Origin of the sequence: Streptomyces sp. NPDC048111 (assembly GCF_043202815.1) — a bacterium.
Lineage (GTDB): Bacteria > Actinomycetota > Actinomycetes > Streptomycetales > Streptomycetaceae > Streptomyces.
The window spans coordinates 24,576-47,898 of sequence record NZ_JBIDBD010000003.1 but is presented as its reverse complement, the minus strand read 5'-3'; the positions used below and the strand labels follow the sequence as shown (position 1 = coordinate 47,898).

Genomic DNA, 23,323 nt, shown 5'->3' with positions numbered 1-23,323 from the left:
CCGTGAGCCGGCCCCGGCGAGCGCCCGGGGGGCCGACCCCGCGGGCGCTCGCCGGCTCCCGCGGGCGCCCGAAGAGGTGCGGCGAGTTGCGATAGCGCCCGCCGCGACTTGCGGCAATGCGCCGCCGCGGCGGCCTCCCGCACGGGACGACCCGGGACGTACGGACAGATTGGGCGCTGCAACCAGAATTCCCGTCGATCGAGGGGAGCAGGTGCAGCGGTGGTCTACCTCGCTGGTCAGGTACGGTCCGCGGAAGCCGGGTTCGTCGACGCCCGGGACCGGGCGACCTGGACGGAACTCTTCTACGACCTGGTGCTCGCCTTCGGGGTGAGCCAGATCGCACACGTGCTGGCGCAGCGGCCCGACGCGGCCACGCTCGGCAGCTGTCTGCTCGTCCTGGTGCCGCTGTGGTGGGCCTGGGTCGATGTCGTCATGGCGATGAACGCCGTGCACGAGACCACCTTGCAGCGGGTCTTCCTGCTGCTCGCCGGGCTCGCCACGTACGGTATGAGCGTCGCCGCCCCGCACGCCCTGGAGACCCGCTCCGAGGCGCTGCTCTACGCCGGGTGCTATCTCGCGCTGCGGCTGCTCATCGGGGAGGCGATCCGGCGCGAGTGCGCCAACTACACCATCCACCCCTACCGCGCGGGCCTCGCCTTCGCGCTCGTCCTGTTCGCGACCGCCGTGCTCCCGGCCCCGCTGCGCACCGCGGGCTGGGCCGTCGCGGTGGTCGCCGAGATCCTCGCCCCGCTCGTACTGAGCGGCCACCTGCGGCAGTTGGCGTTCGGCGTCAACCATCTGCCCGAACGCTTCGGGCTGTTCATCATCATCGCGCTCGGCGAGAACGTGGTGTCCGTCGGCGCCCGGGTCGCGGGGCGCAGCCTCGGCGCGCTCGAACTGCTCGCCGTCTCCCTCGCGTTCCTGACCGGGTGCGCGCTGTGGTGGCTCTACTTCCATCTGGTGGCCTCCGCCATCGCCCATGCCCTGCGCACCCACCCCACCCCGGCGATCGTGGTGCGCGACGTGCTCAGCTACGGCCATCTGGTGCTCGTGCTCGGCCTGTTGCTCGTCTCCGTCGGGGCCGACCGGATCGCCGTGGAGCCCGCCCAGGTGCCCCACCGGATCGCCGCCGCCCTGCTCCCCGTGGGCGCCGCGCTGTTCACCCTCACCTTCTGCTACACCCGGCGGCGCATGTTCGGCGCGGCCTCCCTGACCCGCTTCCTCGCCGCGCTCCTGCTGTTCGCGCTCGGCGCCGCCGCGCCCTGGCTCCCCGGCGTCGTCACGCTCGGCCTCGCGGCCGTCCTGCTGATCGCCGTGAACGGCCTCGAACACTGGCTGATCAGTACCGGACGGGCCGTGCCGATGATCTTTCACAGGGCCCAACGAGCCACGTCGGAGCCCCAGTTGACGTAGTACGGCCAGGGACCTGGCGAAGTGCTCCCGGGGGTGCCCGCCGAGCGCGAAACCAGCGGTCCCCGGCCCCTAACGTTCCTGCGTACTCAAGATTTCCGGCATGGAAAAGGAGGTGGCGTGATGCCGTCCCGCAGTTCGACACCGGCCCTGCTCGCGTTGTCGCTGGGCTATTTCAGTCTGGGGACGATCTCACTTGCAGTGGTCGGCCTCAACGGCCCCATCGGAGACGACCTGCACGTCGCGCCGGCTCGCGTGGGCTTCCTGGTCACCGTCTTCGCGCTCACGTTCGCTCTGTTCGCCCCGGCCGCCCCGATCCTGCTGCGCCGCTGGAACCGCAAGCGGGTGCTGCTGCTCGGCATCGGGCTGCTGACCGTCGGCGCGGCCCTCGGCGCCCTCGCCCCCAACTACGGCTTCCTCGCCGTGACCCGGGTCGTCGGCGCGATGGGCGCGGCCGTGTTCGGGCCGGGTGCCTCCGCCGCGGGCTCGCTCATCGTGCCGCCCGAGCGCCGTCAGCGTGCGCTGGCCACGGTGTTCGCCGGCATGACGGCCGCCGCGGTGCTCGGCGTCCCGCTCGCCTCGTTCCTCGGCGGCAGCCTCGGCTGGCGCCCGGCGATGCTCGGAGTGGCCGCACTGTCGGCACTCGGCTGCGTGCTCGTCGCGGTGTACGTACCGGAGATCCCGGCCGGCGAGCCGCCCACCGTCAAGGCCTACCGCGCGACCCTGCGCACCCCCGCCGCGCTCTCGACCGTCTCGACGACGCTGCTGTTCATGGCGGCCCAGTTCACCGTCTACGGCATCGCGGGCGCCTACCTCAAGGAACGCTTCGACGCCTCCTCCGGGCTGATCTCGGCCACCCTGCTGGCCTTCGGCGTGATCGGGGTCCTCGGCAACGCCTCGTCGCCGCGGATCGCCGAGAAGCTCGGCGGCTCGCGCACCATCACCATCGCCGTCGCCGGCCTCGCCGCCGGATTCGTGCTGCTCCTGATCGCACCGCACTCCACACCCGGTCTGGTGCTCTTCGCGATCTGGGCCTTCTTCAGCCAGATGTACCAGGCACCCCAACAGGCCCGCCTGGTGGACCTGCTGCCGACCCAGCCCGGACTCATCCTGGCCATGAACGCGGCCGCCCTCTACCTCGGCATGAGCCTGGGCAGCTTCATCGGCAGCGCCCTGCTGCCCGGCATGGGCGCGGGCCCGATCCCGGCCGTCGCCCTCGTCATCCTCGCCGTCGCCGCCCTCGCGCACGCCTCGTCGGCCCGCAAGGTCACGGTGGCCGAGCGGCCCGCCGAACCGGTCCCGAGTTCCTGACGGACCCCCCGAACCACACCTCGTCCCACGCAGAACCCACCAAGGAGACACCGTGTCCAACCACCACGTGCAGCTCGTGCGCGACTACATCGAGAACGTCTGGAACGAGGGGCAGACCGACCGCGCCGACGAGTACCTGGCCGACCGCCTCATCCAGCACAACCCGAACCTGCCCGACGGGCGCAAGCCGCTGGTCGACTTCATCGAGGGCTTCCGCACGCAGCTGCCCGAGGCCCGCTTCGAGATCCGGCGGATCGCCGGTGACAACGGCATCGTCTTCACCCACTCCCACTTCCGGCCGCAGCCGGGCCACCGCGGCATGGTCGTCGTGGACATCTTCCGCATCGACGACGGCCGCATCGTCGAGCACTGGGACGTCCGCGAGGACGTGCCGGAGACCACCGTCAGCGGCCACGAGGTCTACTGAGCCCTCCCCGCTTCCCCCGCTGCCGCTCCCCGAGGCCCCCGCTTCGGGGAGCGGCAGCTCCCGTTTCACCCCCGACAACCCTGCGTCGACCCCGTACCACCGAAGGAGATGACCATGGCCGGAGTGACCCGCCGCGGATTCCTCGGCACCGCCTCCATCGTCGGCGGCGCCGCCGTGCTCGGCCTCGGCGCGGCGGCCGGGCCCGCCCGCGCCGCCGCCGACACCGCCACCACCGTTCCCGCCGCCGTGACCGTGACCCCCGGCGACCCCCGATACCTCGACCTCACGGCCCGCGGCTACAACAGCAGATTCGCCGCCCGGCCCGACTCCGTGCGCCTGGTGCACACCACCGACCAGGTCATCCAGACCGTCCAGGAGGCGGTGACGACCGGCCGCAGGATCGGCGTGCGCAGCGGCGGGCACTGTCTCGACGGGCTGGTCGACGACCCGGCCGTGGCCCTGCTCGTCGACATGTCCGAGATGAACGCCATCACCTACGACGCCGCCCGCCGCGCGTTCGCGGTCGAGGCCGGCGCCCAGCTCGGGCACGTCTACCGCACCCTGTACCTGGAGTGGGGCGTCACCATACCGGGCGGCACCTGCCCCACCGTCGGCGTCGGCGGCCACGTCAGCGGCGGGGGATACGGGGCATGTGCCGCGAGCACGGCGCGGTGGTGGACCACCTGTACGCGGTGGAGGTGGTGTACGTGGACGCCTCGGGCACCGCCCGCTGTGTGGTCGCCACCCGGGACGCCGCCGACCCCCACCGCGACCTGTGGTGGGCGCACACGGGGGCGGGCGGCGGCAACTTCGGCATCGTGACCCGGTACTGGTTCCGCTCCCCGGACGCCGCCGGGACCAGCCCCGCCGCGCTGCTCCCCAAGCCGCCCGCCACCCTCCTGAAGGCGACGGCGAGCTGGAAGTGGAGCGATGTGACGGAGGCCGACTTCCACCGGCTGGTGCGCAACCACAACGACTGGCACCACGCCAACAACACCGTCGGCACCCCCTACGACAGCCTCAACAGCGTGTTCATCCTCAACAACCGCATCCAGGGCGCCCTGGTGCTCAGCGCGCAGATCGACGGCTCGCGCCCCGACGCCGCCGCCCTGATGAACGGCTATCTGGCCGCCGTCGCCGACGGTGTGGGCGCCCCGCACACCACCGCCACCTCCAGCTGGCCCTGGCTCAAGGCCACCCTCAAGGACCCTTATGACACCGGGGTGTTCAGCCGCGGCAAGTTCAAGGGCGCCTATCTGCGCGAGAGCTGGTCGCAGGCCCAGCTCGACGTGCTGTGGCGCAACCTCTCCGATGCCGCCTACGACGGGCACGCCGGCATCCTGCTCTACACCTACGGCGGCCAGGTCAACACGGTCGCCCCGAGCGCCACGGCGATGCCGCAGCGCGACTCGATGCTGAAGGCCAACTTCACCACGTACTGGAGCGACCCCGCCCAGGACGACCGGCACATCGCCTGGATGCGCACCCTCTACCGCGACCTGTACGCCGACACCGGCGGGGTGCCGCTGCCCGACGGACCCGCCGACGGCAGCTACATCAACTACCCCGACGTCGACCTCGCCGACCCGGCGTGGAACACCTCGGGCGTGCCCTGGCAGACGCTGTACTGGAAGGGCAACTACCCGCGCCTGCAACGGGTGAAGAAGACGTGGGACCCGCACAACGTCTTCCACCACGCGCTGTCCGTGACCGCGGCCTGAGACCCGCCGCACGCCGAGTGCCCCGCCCCGGAGGACCGGGGCGGGGCACAGGGCGTAGGGCGCGGGCGGTCAGGTGAGCGCGGGCAGCGCCACCCCGGTCAGGGCCTCGCTCAGCTCGCGCAGCCGGGCGCGGGCCGCCGGGTCGTAGGCCTGGGCCCCGGCCCGCGAACGCCGGTCACGGTCGAAGTAGGCACCGCTGACCTCCGCGAGGGCCGGGTCGGTGACCAGGCGTGCCACATTGCGCATGCCTTCGTCGACCGTGCTCTGCGGGGTGAACAGATGCACCACCATCTTGGTCGGCATGTACGAGGCCGGGTGCAGCGCGTTCACCGTGACACCCGTGCCGGCCAGCTGCTCGGCGAGGTCCACGGTCAGGCTGATCTGGGCGAGCTTGGCCTGGCAGTAGGCCTGCACTCCGTCCCAGCGGCGTTCCAGCATCACGTCGTCGAAGTCGATGGGGGCCTGTCCGGCCGAGCTGACGTTGATGACGCGGGCCGGGGCGGAGCGCACGAGCAGCGGCGCGAGGCGGCAGCTGAGCATGTAGGCCGCCAAGTAGTCGACCTGGAAGGTCAGTTCGTGGCCGTCCCGGCTCTCCTGGCGGGCCAGCTCCACACCGATGCCGGCGTTGTTCACCAGGACGTCGAGCCGCTCGTGCCGGGCCAGCACCCGGTCGGCGAGTTCGCCGATCTCGCGCAGCGAGGCGAAGTCGGCCAGCTCGTAGGTGAGTTCCTCGTTCCCGGTCTTGGCGCGCAGCTCGGTGAGCAGTTCCTCGCCCTTGCGTGCGCTGCGGCCGTGCAGGATCAACGCGTGGCCCTGAGCGGCCAGTTCATGGGCGAGGGCCCGGCCGAGGCCGTCGGTCGCACCGGTGATGAGGACGGTCTGCTCGGTGACAGCGGTCATGCGGTTTCACTCCGTGGGATGTCGGATGGTGCCAAGGGGGGCACGGCCGGTCGCCGGACCGGCCGTGCCCCGTGCGGTCGTGCCGGTTCACGCGTACGTCCGCAGTTCCTCCGCGGACTGGTCGGTGTAGCCCTGGCTCACCTCGATGACCAGGCCGTCGGGGTCGGCGACCCAGACGGTCCGCCAGCCGGGGATGAACGCGTCGAACGACAGCGGTCCGAGCGTGACCTCCAGCTCGCCGCCGGCCGCCGCGAGGAACGCGTCGACGTCGTCGACCTGGAAGGCGAGGTGACGGGCCGCGCCCGGGTGGTCGGGGCCGTCCTTGACGGTGTCGAAGGCGGGCTTGGCGTCGGTGGGGAAGAGCTCCAGATAGACGGGGCCGCTGCGCAGGAACACCACACGGCTGCCGTCGGCCTCCACCACCCGGGCCCGGCTGAAGCCGAACCAGCGGGTGTAGAACTCCTCGGTGGCCTGCTGGTCACGGCAGTTGAGGCCCACGTGGGACCAGCGGACGTTCACGTCGACGGGTGCGGACACCGGCCTCACGCCCCGGACACGGCAGCGAAGGGGACGCTGTCGTGGAAGTTGGACATGTAGCGGATCAGGCCGCCGGAGACCTGGAAGTAGTTGCAGACCTCCGCCTCCACGGCGTCCCCGCCGGTCGTGACGGCCGAGATGTGCGAGACCACCGCGGCCTGCTCGCCGTCCACCACGATGTGCACCGGGGTGTTGGAGAACGAGGCGTACATCTCGGGGAAGCCCTTCATCATGTCCCGGAGCGTCTCACGTCCCTCGACGTGCCCGGCGAGCTGCTCGTCCATCGTCTGGTCGACGGCGAACAGGTCGCACCAGTCGTCCCACGCACCGGCGTTGGCCAGCCGGTAGTAGGTGTCGACGATCTCCCGGGTGTTCTTCGTGCTCATGAGCGGTTCCTTCCTCGGTGGGGGCGTGTCGCTACGGCAGGGGCACGTCGAGCTGGCGCATCAGGCCCGCGGTGTCGGCCTGCACCCAGCGCTCCACGACCTTGAAGTCCTCCAGGCGGTAGACCTCCAGGCTGGTCCAGGAGACCTCCTTGCCGGTGGCCTCCATGCCGAAGAAGGGCGCGATGTGCTTGCCGTGGAAGGTGATGTGCATGATCACCTTGTCCGGCGCCGCCGCGTACAGGGCGTCCAGGGTGACCCGGAAGTCGAGCGCGTCGTGCGCGGCCTTGATGATGCCCTTCAGCTCCTCCAGGCTGCGCACGTCCCAGGCCGGGTTGTTGTCCTTGAAGGTGGGGCCGAACAGCGCGTCCAGGTCGTCGTAGCGGCGCTCGTTGACGGCGTCGCTGACCTTCTGGACGACCGCCACGTTCTCGTCGTCGGGCGAGAGTTGGCCGCGCAGACCGAGGAGGTCGTCCTGGGCCCAGCGCTCCACGAGCCGGCCGTCCTCGATCCGCCAGATCTCGGTGGTGCTCCACTCGACCTTGCGGCCGGTGGCCGGGATGTCCAGCACGCTCTCCTGGTGGCTGCCGGTCAGGCGCACCCGGGTGACCAGCCGGTCCCCGGACTCGATGGTCTCCAGGAGCTCGCCTCGGATGCCGAGCGTGCGGTGCGCGCCGCGCAGCGCGTCCAGGTAGGAATCGAGGCCCGAGATGTCGAAGCCCGGGTGGTGGTCCTCGAAGTCGTCTCCGATGACACGGGCGATCTCGGCGTAGTCCTCGGTGTTGAGCGCGGTGAGGAAGCGCTCGTACAGGCGGAGGTGGTCAGACGTGGGCATGGGAGTTCCCCTCGGTCCGAAGTGAGCTGACGGGCAAGGACTGTTGGATGAGAGCGGCCGCCTTCTCGCCGATCATCACGCTCGGTGCGTTGGTGTTGCCGGCGACGATCGACGGCATGACGGAGGCGTCGGCGACGCGCAGCCCCTCGACGCCGTGCACCCGCAGCTCGGCGTCGGTGACCGCGTCGGGGCCGGTGCCCATGCGGCAGGTGCCGACCGGGTGCCACAGGGTCGTGGCGTGCGCCGCGACGTAGCCGCGCAGTTCGCGCGGGTCGGTGACGTGCTCGCCGGGGCCAAGCTCCTCGCCGCGGAACGGGCCGAAGGCGCGGGTGTGCGCGAGCTCCCTGGCCAGCAGGATGCCGTGCACCAGGACGTCCACGTCGGCGGCGGACGCCAGGTAGTTGGCCCGGACGACCGCGTTGGCCGTCGGGTCGGCGCTGCGCAGCCGCAGCCGGCCGCGGCTCTGCGGGAGCAGCGAGATCGGCGCGAAGGTGAAGCCGGGCCCGCGCTGGTGGGCGGCGGGGGCGTCGGGCGGCAGGAACTTCACCGGTCCGAAGGTGAACTGGAGGTCGGGCGGCTCGTTCGGCCCCGCGTCGCGGGTGTGGGTGAACAGGCCTGCCTCGGAGATCAGCGCGCCCTCGGGGTGCTCCTGGAGCGACTGGTAGCACACCGGCACGAACAGGTGGTCCTGGAGGTTGCCGCCGACCCCCGGCAGGTTCTGTACGCACTCGATGCCGTGCGAGCGCAGATGTGCGGCCGGGCCGATGCCGGAGAGCATGAGCAGCTTGGGCGATTCGAAGGCGCCCGCCGAGACGACGACCTCCCGCTCGGCGCGGACCCGGTGCAGCCGGCCGTCCCGCTCGTACTCGACGCCCGTCACACGGGTGCCGTCGAGCAGGAGCCGGGTCGCCCTGGCCCCCGTCCGTACGGTGAGGTTCGGCCGTGCGAGCGCCGGCCGCAGATAGGCGTCCGCGGTGGAGGAGCGCGCGCCCGCCGCGTCCCGGGTGGTCTGGTAGAGGAAGCCGTAGCCGTCCTGGCGTGCGGCGTTGTAGTCCGACTCCGGTGCGCTGTAGCCGAGTTCGGCGGCGCCGGCCACGAACGCGCCGGCCAGCGGGCTCGGTTCGTCGAGGTCGCGCACGCGCACCGGTCCGCCGCTGCCGCGCAGCGCCGGGTCGCCCCCCGGGTAGTCCTCGGCGCGCCGGAAGTACGGCAGTACGTCCGCGTAGGACCAGCCGGGGTTGCCGAGCGCCGCCCAGCGGTCGTAGTCGTGGCGGCTGCCGCGGACCCACATCAGCGCGTTCACCGAACTGCAGCCGCCGGCCACCTTGCCCCGCGCGACCGGGATGCGGCGGCCGGCCATGGCCGGCTCGGGCTCGGTGGCGTAACCCCAGTCGATCTCGGGGCTCCACTCGGAGGTGAGCAGTGCGAGGACCGCCGCGGCGTCTGTGCGGTGGATCTCGGGGCGCTCGTCCCAGCCGCCCGCCTCCAGGACGAGCACGCTCGCGCTCTCGTCCTCGCTCAGCCGGCCCGCCACGGCGCAGCCGGCCGATCCGGCACCGACCACGACGTAGTCGACGGCGCGGTCCGGGGAAGTGCCCGTCCTGTCGGGTGACATGGAACCTCCTGGGTCGACGTGGGTGGGATCAGGCCGGAGCGAGGTCGCCGACCCGGTAGCGGGAGATGAGCGGGCGGCCGGTGCCCGCCTCGCGCACCAGACGCCAGGTCTGCTGGATGCGGAAGGAGCTGACGGTGCCGTCGGAGGTCTGCTTGGCCGTCCACACCACGGTCAGCGAGATGCCGACGCCGGTGCCGTCCTCGTCCACGTCGAGGCGCTCCACCACGTGGCTCTGGTCGGCGAAGGCCTCGCCGACCACCTCGTACCAGTCGCGGAAGTCGGCGTGGCTGCGCAGGGTCCGCTCGGGGAAGACCATCTCCAGGCCGTCGTCGACGACATGGGCGAGGAGTTCCTCGACGGGCTCGTGGCTGCTGAGAATGTCGAACCAGTGCTGGACGAACGCGGGGATGCCCGTACCGGGCGCGGTCTTCTCGGCCGTCATGGCTGACTCCCTTCCGGTGCGCGGACCACGGCCCGCGGCACGACGTTGCGCTGCGCCCGGGGCGGGGCGCCGCCCCACGATTGCGGCACGGCCGGGGCGCGGCGCGCACCGCCCGGCACCGGGCGGGCCCGCACTGCGTGAAGTCGCCCCACGGGCTGCGGCAACTCGGCCTCCCGAACCGGGTGTTGGGCGTCAGGACCCCCGGTGACCTGCGGCGGAGCGCGACATGCCGTAGTCCGTCCGCCCACTTGTGGATGTCCGTGCGCCCCGGCGGCCCGGGCTGGTCCCGGCCGCCCGTGCGGATCTAGACAGGACCCCGGCACCACGTGGAACCCCTAGGAGAGGAACTCCCGTGAGCAAGCGCATCCTCGTCGTCCTGTCCGAATACGGTTACTGGGGCGAGGAGTTGATCGGCCCCCTGGAGACGTTCGACAAGGCCGGCTATCACGTCAGCTTCGCGACCCCGACCGGCAAGCGGGCCCCGGCCCTGCCGCCGAGCATGGACCCGGACTACATCGACCCGCCGCTCGGCCGCTCGGTCACCACGCCCGAGATGGCCGCCAAGGTCCGCGCCATCGACACCTCCGACCGCCTGGACGACCCGCTGGACCTGTCGTCCTGGCTGCCCGACCGCCCCTACCGCAGCAAGCCGTACTTCCTGCGCGACTGGGAGGCGTACAACACCCGCCTGGAGCAGGTCCGCGAGCAGATCGCGGGGCGCTACGACGCCCTGCTCATCGTGGGCGGCAGCGGCCCCATCGTGGACCTCGCCAACAACTGGCGGGTGCACGACCTGATCCTCGCCTTCCACGCCCTCGACCTGCCCATCGCGGCCGAGTGCTACGGCGTCGCGGCCCTCGCCTTCGCCCGTGACCAGGAGGACCGCGCCAGCATCATCCGGGGCAAGCACGTCACCGGGCACTGCATCGAGTACGACTACAAGGACGGCACCGGCTTCATGGGCACCGACTTCGTGATCGGACCGCCGCCGTACCCGCTGGAGTACATCCTGCGCGACGCGACCGCGCCGGGCGGCGCCTACCACGGCAACTTCGGCAAGGAGACCTCGGTCATCGTCGACTACCCGTTCATCACCGGGCGCTCGACCCCCGACTCCTACCTCACCGGCGAGAAGGTCGTCGAGGTCCTGGAGCAGGGTCTGCGGCAGTGGGGCTTCCTGACCAACTGACCGTCCGGGCAAGGCCGTTACCGCTTCGCACGAGAGGTGAGCACACCATGGTCAGCAGGCCCGCGCGGGTCGCGATGCTCGAACAGCTGCAGGCCGACGGGGTCCGGTACATGTTCGGCAACCCCGGCACGGTCGAGCAGGGATTCCTCGACGAACTGCGCCACTTCCCCTCACTCGAGTACGTTCTCGCACTGCAGGAGGCCGTCGCCGTCGGCATGGCGGACGGTTACGCGCGGGCCACCCGGCGCCCCACCGTCGTCCAGCTCCACACCGGAGTGGGCCTCGGCAACGGCATCGGCATGCTCTACCAGGCCAAACGGGGCCATGCCCCGCTCGTGGTGCTCGCCGGCGAGGCCGGGCTGCACTACGAGAACATGGAGGCGCAGATGGCCGCCGATCTGGTGGCCATGGCCGAGCCGGTCACCAAGTGGGCCACCCGGGTCGTGGACCCCGGGTCCACGCTGCGCACCCTGCGCAGGGCCTTCAAGGTGGCGGCCACACCCCCCTACGGTCCCGTCCTCGTCGTGCTGCCCGCCGACGTGATGGACCGCGACACCACCGAGGAGGCCGTGCCGGTCACCCTGCTCGACACGGCCACGGTGCCGGACCCGGCGGTGGTCGAGCGGGCGGCCGGGCTGCTCGCCGGCGCCGAACGCCCCCTCGTCATCGCCGGGGACGGGGTGCACTTCTCGGGCGCCCAGCAGGAACTCGCCCGGCTCGCCCAGACCTGGGGCGCCGAGGTGTGGGGCGCCGACTGGTCCGAGGTGAACCTGTCCGTCGAACACCCGGCGTACGCGGGGCAGTTGGGGCACATGTTCGGCGAGAACAGCCGCCGCGTCACCGCCGCCGCCGACGCCGTCCTCATCGTCGGCACCTACGCACTGCCCGAGGTCTACCCCGCGCTCGACGGCGTGTTCGCGCCCGGCGCCCCGGTCGTGCACATCGACCTGGACGCCGACGCCATCGCCAAGAACTTCCCCGTCGACCTGGGCCTGGTCGCCGACCCCCGGCGCACCCTGGCCGCGCTCGCCGAGGCGCTGGAGGGCCGGATGAGCGAGGGGAGCCGGCGGCGCGCCCAGGAGTGGCTGCGGCGCCGGGCGTCGGAGCGCTCCTACGAACTGGCCGCGAACCGGCAGCAGGACGAGGCGGCGCTCGATCCGCTCGCGCTGCCCACCACCGCCTTCGCCCAGGAACTCGCCCGCCGGCTGCCCGAGGACGCGATCCTCTTCGACGAGGCGCTCACCGCGTCGCCCGAGCTCTTCCGCCATCTGCCGCCCACCCGGCCCGGCCACTGGTTCCAGACCCGCGGCGGCTCCCTCGGCGTCGGCATCCCGGGCGCCATCGGGGCCCAGCTGGCCCACCCGGACAAGACGGTGGTGGCCTTCACCGGCGACGGCGGCTCGATGTACACCATCCAGGCACTGTGGACCGCGGCCCGCTACGGCATCGGCGCGAAGTTCGTCGTCTGCAACAACGGCAGCTACAAGCTCCTCGAGGACAACATCGAGCAGTACTGGCGCTCGGTGGGCGTCCCCGCCCACGACCATCCCGAGATCTTCGACCTGAGCCGCCCCGCCATCGACTTCACCGCGCTCGCCACGTCCCTGGGCGTGCCGTCGGTACGCATCGACAAGCCCGGCCAGGTCGGGGCGGCGGTCTCCGAGGCGCTCGGGACGCCGGGCCCGTTTCTCATCGACCTGGTCACCGGCCGGGGGAGGGAGGACTAGCCGTGCGGCTCACCGGACACAAGATCGCCGTCCTGATGGAGAGCGACTTCTACGAACCGGAGATCCTCTACTACCAGCACCGCTTCCCCGAGGAAGGCGCCGAGGTCCACTTCCTGACCCGGCTCTGGGGGCAGGAGCGCATCACCTTCACCGGCCACGAGCACCGGATGCCGTTCGAGGTGGACCGCTCCTTCGAGGACATCGACGAGTTCGCGCTCAAGGAGTTCTCCGCCGTGATCGTGCCCTCGGGCATGGTCGCCGACCGGCTGCGCTACACCGAGGACCCCGGCCGGCTGCCGCCCGCCGCCACCTTCCTGCGCCGGGCCTTCAACGACCCGGCCATCGTCAAGGGCATCATCTGCCACGGCATGTGGCTCGCGGCCCCCGTCCCGTCCCTGGTGCGCGGGCGCCGCGCCGTCGTCCACAACAACCTGCTCGGCGACCTGCGCAACATGGGCGGCGAATACGTCGACCAGGACGTGGTGGTCCACGACGACCTGGTCACCGCCCGCACCGGCGCCCACTGCCACCTGTTCGCCCGCACCATCATCGACCTCCTCGCCGATCGGGAGCGCCCCTCCCGCGCCGGGGTCCGTACCGCGGTGAGGAGCGCCCGATGACCGCCCCGACGTATATGACCGCCCCGACCCGGACCGGCGCCCCGGCCGTTCCCGCGGGCGCCCGGATCCCGGTCCTCGACGTCACCCCGCAGGTGCGCGGCGGCGAGGTGCCCGCCAAGGCGGTGACGGGGGAGAGCGTGACCATCGGCGCCACCGTCTTCCGCGAGGGCAGCGGCCTGGTCGGCGCCAACGTGGTGCTGCTCGACCCGGCCGGCCTGCGCGGCCCCTGGACGCCGATGGACCTCGTGGACGCGGACGCCGACCGCTGGGAGGCGACCGTCGTCCTGGACACCCCGGGCCGCTGGACCTACACCGTGGAGGCCTGGGCGGACCCCGTCGCGACCTGGCGCCGCGACGCACAGCTGAAGATTCCCGCCGGGGTCGACGTCGAGCTGACGTTCGGCGAGGGGGCCGTGCTGCACGAGCGCGCCGCCCTCGCGATCCCGGACCCAGGCCGCCGGGAGGCGGTGACCGCTGCGGCGCAGGCGCTGCGCGACCAGGCGAGCCCCACCCCCCGTCGGCTCGCCGCGATCACCGACCCGAAGGTGATCGCCGCGCTCGACAGCCGGCCGCTGCGTGAACTGGTCACCGTCTCCCGGCCGTTGACCCTCCTCGTGGAGCGCAGGCGGGCGCTCGTCGGCTCCTGGTACGAGCTGTTCCCGCGCTCCGAGGGGGCGGTGCTCACCCCCGGGCTCCCGCCGCGCGGCGGTACGTTCGCCACCGCCGCCGAACGGCTGCCCGCCATCGCCGCGATGGGCTTCGACGTGGTGTACCTGCCGCCGGTCCACCCCATCGGGCACAGCCACCGCAAGGGCCCGGACAACGCGCTCGACGCCGGCCCCGGCGACGTCGGCTCGCCCTGGGCGATCGGCTCGGTGGACGGCGGCCACGACGCCGTCCACCCGGCCCTCGGCACCCTCGACGACTTCCGCCGGTTCGTCGCGCGGGCCGGCGAACTGGGCATGGAGGTGGCCCTGGACTTCGCGCTCCAGTGCTCACCCGACCACCCCTGGCTCACCGAGCACCCCGAGTGGTTCACCCACCGCGCGGACGGCACCGTGGCGTCCGCGGAGAACCCCCCGAAGAAGTACGAGGACATCCACCCCCTGGACTTCGACACCGACTTCGAGGGCCTGGTCGCCGAGACGGTACGGATCCTGCGGCACTGGATCGCCCAGGGCGTGCGCATCTTCCGCGTCGACAACCCGCACACCAAACCGGTCGCCTTCTGGGAGCGGGTGATCGCGCTCGTCTCGGTCACCGACCCCGACGTGGTCTTCCTCGCCGAGGCGTTCACCCGCCGCGCCATGGTGCACGCCCTGGCCCAGGCCGGCTTCCAGCAGTCGTACACGTACTTCACCTGGAAGAACACCAAGGAGGAGCTCACCGAGTACGGTCGCGAGCTCAGCCACGACAGCGCCGGTTTCCTGCGCCCCAACCTGTTCGTGAACACCCCCGACATCCTGCACGCCTACCTCCAGGACGGCGGCAGACCCGCCTTCGAGGCCCGCGCGGTGCTCGCCGCGACCCTCGCGCCGACCTGGGGCATGTACGCCGGCTACGAGCTGTGCGAGGGCGAGGCGCTGGAGCCGGGCACCGAGGACTACGCGCACTCCGAGAAGTACGAACTGCGCCCGCGCGACTGGGCCGCCGCCGAGGCCGGGGGCCGCACCATCGCCCCGCTGATCACCCGCCTCAACGCGCTGCGCCGCGCCCACCCCGCCCTCCAGGAACTGCGCAACCTGCGCTTCCATCCCACCGACCACGACCAAGTCCTCGCCTACTCCAAGCAGTTGAGGCGCCCGGACGGGACCTGCGACACGGTGCTCGCCGTGGTCAACCTCGACCCGCACCGGGCGAGCGAGGCCACCGTCTCCTTCGACCTCGCCTCCCTCGGCCTGCCCGACGACGGCTCCCTCGTGCTGCGCGACGAGCTGACCGGCGCACTCCACCCCTGGCACCCGCACACCTATGTGCGCCTGGACCCCGCCCGGGCGACCGCGCACCTGCTGACCCCGGCCACCGCGGCCGACGGGCAGGCCTCATGAGCGTCACCGCCGCCGAACCGGACGTCCTGGCCGCGCTGCTGCCCGCGCTGCGCCCGTGGCTGGTCACCCAACGCTGGTTCGCGGGCGGCAGCCCGCTCGACGAGCTGACCCCGCTCTGCGCCGGCGTCGTACGCGACGGGCCCCCGGCCCTGGTGCACACCGTGCTGCGGGCCCGCCACACCGACGGCACCGAGCGGCTCTACCAGCTGCTGCTCGGCCTGCGCCCGCGGCCCGCGCCCAGCCCCGCCGCCATCGCCCGGGTGGCGGCGGGGCCCTGGCAGGGCTGGACGCTGTACGACGCCGTCGATGACCCGGCGCTGCTCGGGGTGCTGCTGCGCGTCCTCGCGGCGGGCGGCGCGGACGGCGGCCTGCGGGTCGAGCGCACCTCCGCACTGCCCCTGCCCGTCGGCCTCGTGCCCCGCGCGCTGAGCGCCGAGCAGTCCAACACCACGGTGGCGTACGGCGACCGGCTGCTGCTCAAGCTCTACCGCAGACCGGAGCCGGGCCCGCACGCCGAGATCGACACCCTGCGCGCCCTCACCGACCGGGGCTGCGCCCGCACCCCCCGGCTGCACGGCGCGCTCGGCACCGGCGCGCCCGGCGGGCAGGGCCTGGTGCTCGGCCTGGTGGAGGACTTCCTGCCCGCCGAGGGCGACGGGTGGCAGGGCGCGGTGCGCCACGCCGCCGACTGCATACGCGGCAGCTGCGACCCGGTGCCCGCCACCGGCGGCTTCACCGCGCAGGCCCGCGCCCTCGGCCATGCCGTCGCCGAGGTGCACACCGCCCTCGCCGAGGCCTTCCCCAAGGCCCTGGTGGGCCCGCGCGAGGTGGCCGCCGACGCGGCCCGCATGCGCCGGCGCCTCGCGGAGGCGATCGAGGAGGTGCCGGCCCTCGCCCGCCACCGCGACGCGCTCGGCGCCCTGTACGAGGACTACGCGGCGATGGCCGCCCGCGGCTGTCCCCAGCTCGTCCAGCGCACCCACGGCGATCTGCACCTGGGGCAGACGCTGCGCACCGCGGACGGCTGGCGCGTCATCGACTTCGAGGGGCAGCCCGCCACACCGGCCGCCGAGCGCGCCCGCCCGCAGTCCGCGCTGCGCGACGTCGCCTCGATGCTGCGCTCCTTCGACTACGCGGCGCGCACCGCCCTCGCCGAGGCGCACGACGCCGTCGGCGGCGAGGGCCCCGCACCGCGGCTGCGCCGCACCCGGCGCGCCCGGGCGTGGGCCGCCCGCAACCGGCGCGCGTTCTGCGACGGCTACCGCGACGCGGGCGGCGCCGACCCGTACGGCCGGCCCCTGCCGCTGCGGGCCTTCGAGGCCGACAAGGCGGTGTACGAGGCCGTCTACGAGGCACGCCACCGCCCCGCGCTGCTGCCCGTCCCGCTGGCCGCCGTCCACCGGCTCGCCCGACCCCGCTGACCTGGAGAGGAACCCCAACCCGTGCTCAAGACACGGCACTTGACGACGCGCCTCGCCGACGCCGAGCTCGACCGGCTCCTCGCGGGAGCCCACCACGACCCGCACTCCGTGCTGGGCGCGCATCCGGCGGCGGACGGTGTCGCGGTGCGGGTCCTGCGCCCGTACGCCGACCGCGTCACCGTCGTCACCGGCGACGGCGACCGGGTCGAACTCGCCCACCAGCGCGACGGGTTGTTCACCGGGCTCCTTCCGGGGGGCCCGGCCCCGGTCTACCGTCTCCAGGTCGTCCACGGCGACCACAAGGAGAGCCAGGAGGACGGCTACCGCTTCCTGCCCACCCTCGGCGACCTCGATCTCCACCTCATCACCGAGGGCCGGCACTGGGAGCTGTGGCGGGCGCTCGGATCCCGGGTGCGCACCCTGGAGGGCGTCACGGGTTGCGCCTTCGCCGTCTGGGCACCGAACGCCCAGGGCGTGCGCGTGGTGGGCGACTTCAACGGCTGGAACGGCGTCGCCCACCCCATGCGCTCGCTCGGTTCCAGCGGGGTGTGGGAGCTGTTCGTGCCGGGCGCGGGAGCGGGCACCCGCTACAAGTACGAGATCCATACCCGGGACGGCCGCATGCTCCAGAAGGCCGACCCGCTGGCCCGGGCCACCGAGTGCCCGCCCGCGACCGCCTCCGTCGTCGCGTCCTCCTCCCACGTGTGGCAGGACGAGCGGTGGATGGCCGAGCGCGGCGGCGCGGACTGCCGTGAGCGTCCGATGTCCGTCTACGAGGTGCACCTCGCGTCCTGGCGGCCGGGCCTCGGCTACCGGGAACTCGCCGAGCAGCTCCCGCAGTACGTCGCCGGGCTCGGGTTCACCCATGTGGAACTCATGCCGGTGATGGAACACCCCTTCGGCGGCTCCTGGGGCTACCAGGTGTCCGGCTACTACGCCCCCACCGCCCGCCTCGGCACCCCCGACGACTTCCGCGCACTCGTGGACGCCCTGCACCGGGCCGGGATCGGCGTCATCGCCGACTGGGTGCCGGCCCATTTTCCGAAGGACGCGTTCGCGCTGTCCCGGTTCGACGGGGAGACCCTCTACGAGCCCGCCGACACCCGGCGCGCCCACCATCCGGACTGGGGCACCCTCGAATTCGACTACGGCCGCCGCGAGGTGCGCAATTTCCTCGTCGCCAACGCCGTGTACTGGTGCACCGAATTCCACATCGACGCGCTGCGCGTGGACGCCGTCGCCTCGATGCTCTACCTCGACTATTCGCGCGAGGAGGGCGGCTGGAGCCCCAACGAGAACGGCGGGCGCGAAAACCTGGCGGCCGTGGCCTTCTTGCAGGAGTTGACCGATACCGTGCGCCGACGTGCGCCGGGCGCCCTCACCATCGCCGAGGAGTCGACGTCCTGGCCGGGAGTGACGCGTCCCACCTACGACGTGGGCATGGACGGATTCGGCGGGCTCGGTTTCGACCTCAAGTGGAACATGGGCTGGATGCACGACTCGCTCGCCCATGTGTCGCGCGACCCCGTCCACCGCGCCTATCACCACGACGAGTTGACGTTCTCGATGGTGTACGCGTACAGCGAGGCCTTTCTGCTGCCGCTCTCCCACGACGAGGTCGTGCACGGCAAGCGTTCGCTGGTCGCCAAGATGCCGGGCGACTGGTGGCAGCAGCGCGCGAATCTCCGCTCCTACCTGGGTTACATGTGGGCGCACCCGGGAAAGCAACTCCTCTTCATGGGGCAGGAGTTCGGGCAGGGCGAGGAATTCGACCACGACCGGGGACCGCAGTGGTGGGTCCTCGACGAGGAGTGGCCGGGCCACGCCGGACACCGCGGCATCAGCGCTCTGGTCAGTGATCTGAACCAGGTCTATACCGATACCCCGGCCCTGTGGGAACTCGACGGCGACCCCGCGGGCTTCGCCTGGATCGACGGATCCCAGGCCGAGCAGAACGTGCTGGCCTTCGTACGCCACGACGCGGAGGGCCGGCCCCTGGTCGTGGTCTGCAACTTCTCCCCGGTCGTCCACCACGGCTACCGCGTCGGACTGCCCGACGCGCCCGCCTGGCGCGAGGTCCTCAACAGCGACGCCGAGCGCTACGGCGGCAGCGGGGTCGGCAACCCGGGCGTCATCGTGCCCGAGCCCGTCGCCTGGCACGGCCGCGCCCGCAGCGCCGCCCTGACCCTGCCACCGCTCGCCACCTGCTGGCTGCGCCCGGTCGCCGCGGGGGGCGGCGATGCGTGAGCCGTGGGGCGCGCCCGGCCCGCAGGTGGGACCGCACGGCGTCAGCGGCCGGGTGCCGGGCGAGCTCGACCCGGGCCGCGCCTACCGGGCCGGGGCCGCCCTCGCCCTCGTCACCGGGGCGCCGGTGGTCGCGGTGGCGCACGACGGGCGGGGCTCGGCGCCCGCGCTCGCCGACGCCTTCGCGCAGGGCGTCCTCGACCAGGGCGCGGACGCCCTCGACGCGGGACCGGGCCCCGCCGACTGCCTCACCTATCTGTCCGGCCGGCTCGACGTGCCGGCCGCGCTCGTCACGGCCGGCCCCGGGCCCGGGGCGCCGCACCGCATCCGGATGTGCCGGGCGGGCGCGACGGCGCTCGCCGAGAAGGAGGGGCTCGACGTGGTGCGGGCGTGCCTGACGGGCGCCCGCCCGCCGATGGCGGACGAGCCGGGTTCCGTGGTGCGGGCGCCCGTCCTCGACGACTACGCCCGGCATCTGCGCTCGCTCGTGGACCTGCGGGGCATCCGGCGGGTGAAGGTGGTCGTCGACGCGGGCCACGGCGTCGCCGCGCTGACCGCGCCCCGGGTCCTGTGCCATCCGGCGGTGGAACTGGTCCCGCTGCGCTTCGGCCCCGCCAACGGCGCCCGCGGGCAGGGCCCCTGGGACCTGGGGGAGCGGGTGCGCGGCGCGGACGCCGACCTCGGGCTCGCCTTCGACGCGGCCGCGGACCGCTGCCGCGTGGTGGACGAGCGGGGCGCGACGGTGGCGCCCGCCACCGTCACCGCGCTGCTCGCGACCCGTGAACTGGCGGGCAGACCGGGGGCCGCCGTGATCCACGACGTCATCACCTCGCGCCGCGCCGTCGAGGCGATCGAAGCGGCCGGCGGCATCCCGCTGCGCTCACGCGTGGGCCGCGCCGCGATCCGCGCCCTGATGGCCGAGCACGGCGCCGCCTTCGGCGCCGGACACTCGGGCCGCTCCTATTTCCGCGACTTCTGGTGCGCCGACTCGGCGCTGCTCGCCGCCCTGCACCTGGTGGCCGAGCTCGGCCGGTCGGGCCGCCCGCTGTCCCACCTCGCGTCGGGCCAGGAGCGCTATCCGCACTCGGGCGAGATCGGCGTGCGGGTCGACGACCCCGGGGCGGCGCTCGGCCGGGTGGCCGCCCACTTCGCCGGCACCGGGGCGGCGCTGGACCGGCTCGACGGCGTGAGCGGGGAGTTCGGCGACGGCTCCTGGTTCAACGTGCGCGCCGCGCGCGGCGCCCCGCTGGTCCGCGTCCAGGTGGAGGCCCGGGCGCCGGCCGCGATGGAGGCGCTGCGCGACCGGGTCCTCGCCCTGGTGGCGCCGGGCGGCTGCGACCCCGGCCCCGGGCCGCTCCGCCGGCCGGGCCCCGGCGCGTCTGCTCCGGCCGGGCCCTAGCGCCTCTGCTCGCTGAGGGCGCCGCGCGGGCTCGGCGTGGGCTGGAGCCCGGTCGCCGAGAGGGCCGCGTCGTAGGCGGCGAGGGCCTGCTTGGTGTGGCCCTCGTCCCGCCACAGGTCCCCGATGCGGCGCCAGTACTCGGCGGTCTCGTGCGAGGCGGGGAAGTGCCGCAGCTGACGGGTGGCCGCCTCCAGGACCTGCTTGCCGAGGTCGGCCTCCTGACGCAGGAAGTGCAGCTGGGCCAGCGCGGTGCGGGCGGCGACCGCAAGGACCCGCGGCTCGCTGCCGAGCAGACCGAGCGCGCGCTCCGCGTGGGCGGTCGCCTCGGTCCAGTTGCCGAGCGCGGTGTCGGCCTCGGCGAGGTGGAACTCGCAGCGCGCGAGCTCCTCGGCGTTGCCGGACTCGGCGAGCGACTGCTGCGCGCCTTCGAGCAGCCCCTTGGCCCGGTCGCGGTCACCGGACTCGGTCTGCAGCAGCAGCCAGCCGTAGTTCATCTTGAGCATCGCGACATGACGGACGTTGTCGTCCTCGGCCATCATCGCCAGCGCCCGCTCGGTCAGCGCCAGCGCCTCGGCCAGCTGTCCGCGCGACTGGGCCACCAGGCCCGCGTTCCAGTACACCGCGCCCCGGGCCGCCCGAGCGCCCTGCCGCTCGGCGATCGGGATCAGGCGCTGGGCCAGCAGATGGGCGCGGGTGTGGTCGCCGCGCATGCGGTAGGAGCCCATGAGCGTGGAGCCGAGCTGGACGTGGTCCACCGTCACGTCCAGGCCCAGCGAGTCCAGCTTGCTCAGGGCCCGTTCGCCGATCTCGATGCTGACCGTGATGTCCCCCACGTTGCGGTAGCACCGGCAGAGCGCGACCGCCGTACGGCACCACTCGTCGGAGCCGGCGGCCAGGGCCCGGTCGGCGAAGATCTCCTCCAGGAGGGGGATCGCGGCCTCCAGGCGCCCGAGCTTCTCCAGCGCGGTGGCCTGGCCCACCCGGGCCCGCCGCCGCATCGCCGCGTCCAGCGGCAGCGCGCTGCCCAGCAGTTCGCTGAAGGTCTGGAGCGCCTCACCGTCCGCCCCGTTGCGCAGGGCCATGTCGCCGAAGGCGAGCTTCAGCCGGGCCTCCTCCAGTTCGTGCTGGTCGCGGCCGGTGCGCAGATACTCCGCGGTGCAGTTGAGCTTGTCCGCCAGAGTGGCGAGGACGGTGTCGGACGGCGCCCGCTTCCCGGACTCGATGAGCGACACGTAGCTGGTCGAGATCTCCTCGGACGCGAGGTCCTGCTGCTTGAGACCGCGGCGGACCCGGAGCTCCCGGATGCGCTGCCCGAGACCGACGGCAGTTGAAGGCTCAGAGTGATCCACGGCGACTCCTTGAGCAAGGTGACGAACCTACGAGGCGAGCAAACCGGACTTGACTCACATCATTACAGGTGATGCTACCCGCATGTCAGGTGCCTGCAAGCGTCCCGGCTCCTACTTTCGCAGGTCCGAAGGCGGCGATTGGCTACTTCCGTGCCCCCCGCCCGCACGGAAAATCGGAACTCATTCCTCCGCCGAGAGGAGATCGATCATTGCACAATCAAGGCTTGACTCGAATGGTCACTGCTGATTGACTCCAAGAGTCAAATTCATGCGTTTCCCGTGGGGGGTATTCGAATGGAACCGAAGCGCTTATGGCTGATCATCGTCGCGATGTTCTCGGTGGGGATAATTCTGAGCGGGTGCCTGATATTCGAATCGGGACCCCCGTCGGAATCCCCCGACAGGCGTCCCGCGGCGATCTCGTTGCCCTCGACGGCCGGGGGTTGTTGCTGACCACCGGGCCCGGCCCGGGCGACGGAAGGAGGGGACATGCGGGTAGACCTGCTCACCCGTGAATATCCGCCCGAGGTCTATGGCGGAGCCGGAGTACACGTCACGGAGCTGGCGCGGGGGCTGCGCCGGCTCGCCGAGGTACGGGTGCGCTGCATGGGGCCGCCCCGAACGGAGCCGGGCGTCGAGGCGTACGAACCGCCGGCGCGTCTCGCCGCCGCCGACGCGGCCCTCGGATTCCTGGGGGCGGACGCCGCCATGGCGGCGGACTGTGCGGGGGCGGACGTCGTGCACAGCCACACCTGGTACGCCAACCTGGCCGGAAACCTCGCCGCGACGCTGCACGGCGTGCCGCACGTCATGACACTGCACAGCCTGGAACCGCTGCGGCCGTGGAAGGCGGAACAGCTCGGCGGCGGCTACGCCCTGTCCAGCTGGATGGAGCGGACCGCCGCGACCTCCGCGGCGGCCCTCGTCGCGGTGTCCGCCGCGATGCGCGACGACGTCCTCAAGGTCTACCCCGACGTCGATCCCGGCCGGGTGCACGTCATCCACAACGGCATCGACCCCGGTGCCTACCGGCCCGACCCGCGCCGAGACGCCCTGGAGCGCTTCGGCATCGATCCGGATCTGCCCATCGTGCTGTTCGTCGGCCGCGTCACCCGGCAGAAGGGGCTGCCGCACCTGCTGCGGGCCGCCTTCGGGCTGCGCCCCGACGCCCAGCTCGTCCTGTGCTGCGGGCAGCCCGACACCCCGGAGATCGCCGCCGAGGTCGCCGGTCTGGTCGAGGAACTGCGCGCGGCGCGCGCCGGCGTGTTCCGCATCGACAAGATGCTGGACCAGGACTCCGTGCGCCAACTCCTCACCCATGCAACGGTGTTCGTGTGCCCCTCGGTGTACGAACCGATGGGCATCGTGAACCTGGAGGCGATGGCCTGCGGCACCCCGGTGGTCGCCTCCGCGGTCGGCGGCATCCCCGAGGTCGTCGACGACGGGGTGACCGGGGCGCTCGTCGCCTTCGAGGCGGTGCCCGACGCCACCGGGGAGCCGGCGGATCCCGCCGGGTTCGCGGCGGGCCTCGCCGACGCGGTCAACGCGCTGGTCGAGGACCGCGACCGGGCCGCCGCGCTCGGCGCCGCGGGCCGGGCGCGAGCGGTGGAGCACTTCTCGTGGGAGACGGTGGCCGCGCGGACCCTCACGGTCTACCGCGACGCGCTCGCGGCCCACCGGGCCTGACCGCCGCTCCACCGGGCGCGGGCGACCGGCCCGGTGGCGGTCGGCCCGCCGCCCGGGCG

General features: G+C 72.9%; 18 protein-coding genes and 1 pseudogene. 12 read left to right on the top strand and 7 right to left on the bottom strand.

All coding sequences use genetic code 11. From position 1 onward, the window contains the following. Nucleotides 1–219: 219 nt before the first annotated feature. The 4 genes and pseudogenes from ACGF3I_RS07955 to ACGF3I_RS07940 all read left to right on the top strand — a co-directional run bounded on the left by ACGF3I_RS07955 (nt 220) and on the right by ACGF3I_RS07940 (nt 4,869). The gene (locus ACGF3I_RS07955; protein ID WP_393129767.1) at nt 220–1,413 is read left to right on the top strand and encodes a low temperature requirement protein A; all 1,194 of its coding nucleotides are present in this window, start codon (nt 220–222) and stop codon (nt 1,411–1,413) included. A gap of 120 nt (nt 1,414–1,533) precedes the next feature. After that, on the top strand, nt 1,534–2,721 hold the full coding sequence (locus ACGF3I_RS07950; RefSeq protein ID WP_393129766.1) for an MFS transporter: 1,188 nt from the start codon (nt 1,534–1,536) through the stop codon (nt 2,719–2,721). A 52-nt stretch (nt 2,722–2,773) separates the two neighbouring features. After that, nucleotides 2,774–3,148, top strand: coding sequence for a nuclear transport factor 2 family protein (locus tag ACGF3I_RS07945; RefSeq protein WP_393129765.1), 375 nt, complete (start codon nt 2,774–2,776; stop codon nt 3,146–3,148). Nucleotides 3,149–3,262: 114 nt separating this feature from the next. After that, nucleotides 3,263–4,869, top strand: a pseudogene (locus ACGF3I_RS07940) (FAD-binding oxidoreductase). 69 nt (nt 4,870–4,938) lie between these two features. Here the strand turns inward: ACGF3I_RS07940 and ACGF3I_RS07935 are convergent. From ACGF3I_RS07935 to ACGF3I_RS07910, 6 genes are all read right to left on the bottom strand, one after another. Continuing rightward, nucleotides 4,939–5,769 (bottom strand): SDR family NAD(P)-dependent oxidoreductase, encoded by an 831-nt coding sequence (locus tag ACGF3I_RS07935; RefSeq protein WP_393129764.1) that lies wholly within the window; start codon nt 5,767–5,769, stop codon nt 4,939–4,941. A gap of 87 nt (nt 5,770–5,856) precedes the next feature. After that, nucleotides 5,857–6,306: a VOC family protein gene (locus ACGF3I_RS07930; RefSeq protein ID WP_393129763.1), complete on the bottom strand. Its 450-nt coding sequence runs from the start codon at nt 6,304–6,306 to the stop codon at nt 5,857–5,859. A gap of 5 nt (nt 6,307–6,311) precedes the next feature. Next, nucleotides 6,312–6,692, bottom strand: coding sequence for a nuclear transport factor 2 family protein (locus ACGF3I_RS07925; protein WP_393129762.1), 381 nt, complete (start codon nt 6,690–6,692; stop codon nt 6,312–6,314). 31 nt (nt 6,693–6,723) lie between these two features. Further along, a complete protein-coding gene (locus ACGF3I_RS07920; protein WP_393129761.1) occupies nt 6,724–7,524 on the bottom strand; it encodes an ester cyclase in 801 nt (266 codons plus the stop codon). Continuing rightward, nucleotides 7,511–9,139 (bottom strand): GMC family oxidoreductase, encoded by a 1,629-nt coding sequence (locus ACGF3I_RS07915; protein WP_393129760.1) that lies wholly within the window; start codon nt 9,137–9,139, stop codon nt 7,511–7,513. Before ACGF3I_RS07915 ends, ACGF3I_RS07920 begins: the two co-directional genes overlap by 14 nt. A 28-nt stretch (nt 9,140–9,167) precedes the next feature. Further along, nucleotides 9,168–9,581 carry a nuclear transport factor 2 family protein gene (locus tag ACGF3I_RS07910; RefSeq protein ID WP_393129759.1) on the bottom strand — a complete coding sequence of 138 codons (414 nt, stop codon included), beginning with the start codon at nt 9,579–9,581 and terminating at the stop codon, nt 9,168–9,170. A 352-nt stretch (nt 9,582–9,933) separates the two neighbouring features. Here ACGF3I_RS07910 and ACGF3I_RS07905 point away from each other — a divergent pair, with 352 nt between their 5' ends. From ACGF3I_RS07905 to manB, 7 genes are read left to right on the top strand one after another with little or no spacing between them, the layout of a single operon-like run. Further along, nucleotides 9,934–10,770 (top strand): type 1 glutamine amidotransferase domain-containing protein, encoded by an 837-nt coding sequence (locus tag ACGF3I_RS07905; protein ID WP_393129757.1) that lies wholly within the window; start codon nt 9,934–9,936, stop codon nt 10,768–10,770. A gap of 47 nt (nt 10,771–10,817) precedes the next feature. Next, entirely contained in the window at nt 10,818–12,497 is a 1,680-nt protein-coding gene (locus tag ACGF3I_RS07900) for a thiamine pyrophosphate-binding protein (protein WP_393129756.1), read from the top strand. 2 nt (nt 12,498–12,499) lie between these two features. After that, nucleotides 12,500–13,117, top strand: coding sequence for a DJ-1/PfpI family protein (locus tag ACGF3I_RS07895; RefSeq protein WP_393129755.1), 618 nt, complete (start codon nt 12,500–12,502; stop codon nt 13,115–13,117). A 14-nt stretch (nt 13,118–13,131) separates the two neighbouring features. Then, the gene (locus ACGF3I_RS07890; RefSeq protein WP_393130193.1) at nt 13,132–15,165 is read left to right on the top strand and encodes a maltotransferase domain-containing protein; all 2,034 of its coding nucleotides are present in this window, start codon (nt 13,132–13,134) and stop codon (nt 15,163–15,165) included. Next, nucleotides 15,162–16,586, top strand: a complete 1,425-nt coding sequence (locus ACGF3I_RS07885) for a hypothetical protein (protein WP_393129754.1) — start codon at nt 15,162–15,164, stop codon at nt 16,584–16,586. Before ACGF3I_RS07890 ends, ACGF3I_RS07885 begins: the two co-directional genes overlap by 4 nt. Before the next feature lie 21 nt (nt 16,587–16,607). Next, nucleotides 16,608–18,833, top strand: coding sequence for a 1,4-alpha-glucan branching protein GlgB (gene glgB / locus ACGF3I_RS07880; protein WP_393129753.1), 2,226 nt, complete (start codon nt 16,608–16,610; stop codon nt 18,831–18,833). Then, nucleotides 18,826–20,229 carry a phosphomannomutase/phosphoglucomutase gene (gene manB, locus ACGF3I_RS07875; protein ID WP_393129752.1) on the top strand — a complete coding sequence of 468 codons (1,404 nt, stop codon included), beginning with the start codon at nt 18,826–18,828 and terminating at the stop codon, nt 20,227–20,229. Before glgB ends, manB begins: the two co-directional genes overlap by 8 nt. Here the strand turns inward: manB and ACGF3I_RS07870 are convergent. Then, nucleotides 20,226–21,578, bottom strand: a complete 1,353-nt coding sequence (locus tag ACGF3I_RS07870) for a helix-turn-helix domain-containing protein (RefSeq protein ID WP_393129751.1) — start codon at nt 21,576–21,578, stop codon at nt 20,226–20,228. The two genes, manB and ACGF3I_RS07870, sit on opposite strands and share 4 nt — an antisense overlap. A gap of 489 nt (nt 21,579–22,067) precedes the next feature. On the opposite strand from ACGF3I_RS07870, the gene glgA reads away from it, so the two are divergent. Further along, on the top strand, nt 22,068–23,264 hold the full coding sequence (gene glgA, locus ACGF3I_RS07865) for a glycogen synthase (RefSeq protein WP_393129750.1): 1,197 nt from the start codon (nt 22,068–22,070) through the stop codon (nt 23,262–23,264). Nucleotides 23,265–23,323 lie beyond the last annotated feature (59 nt).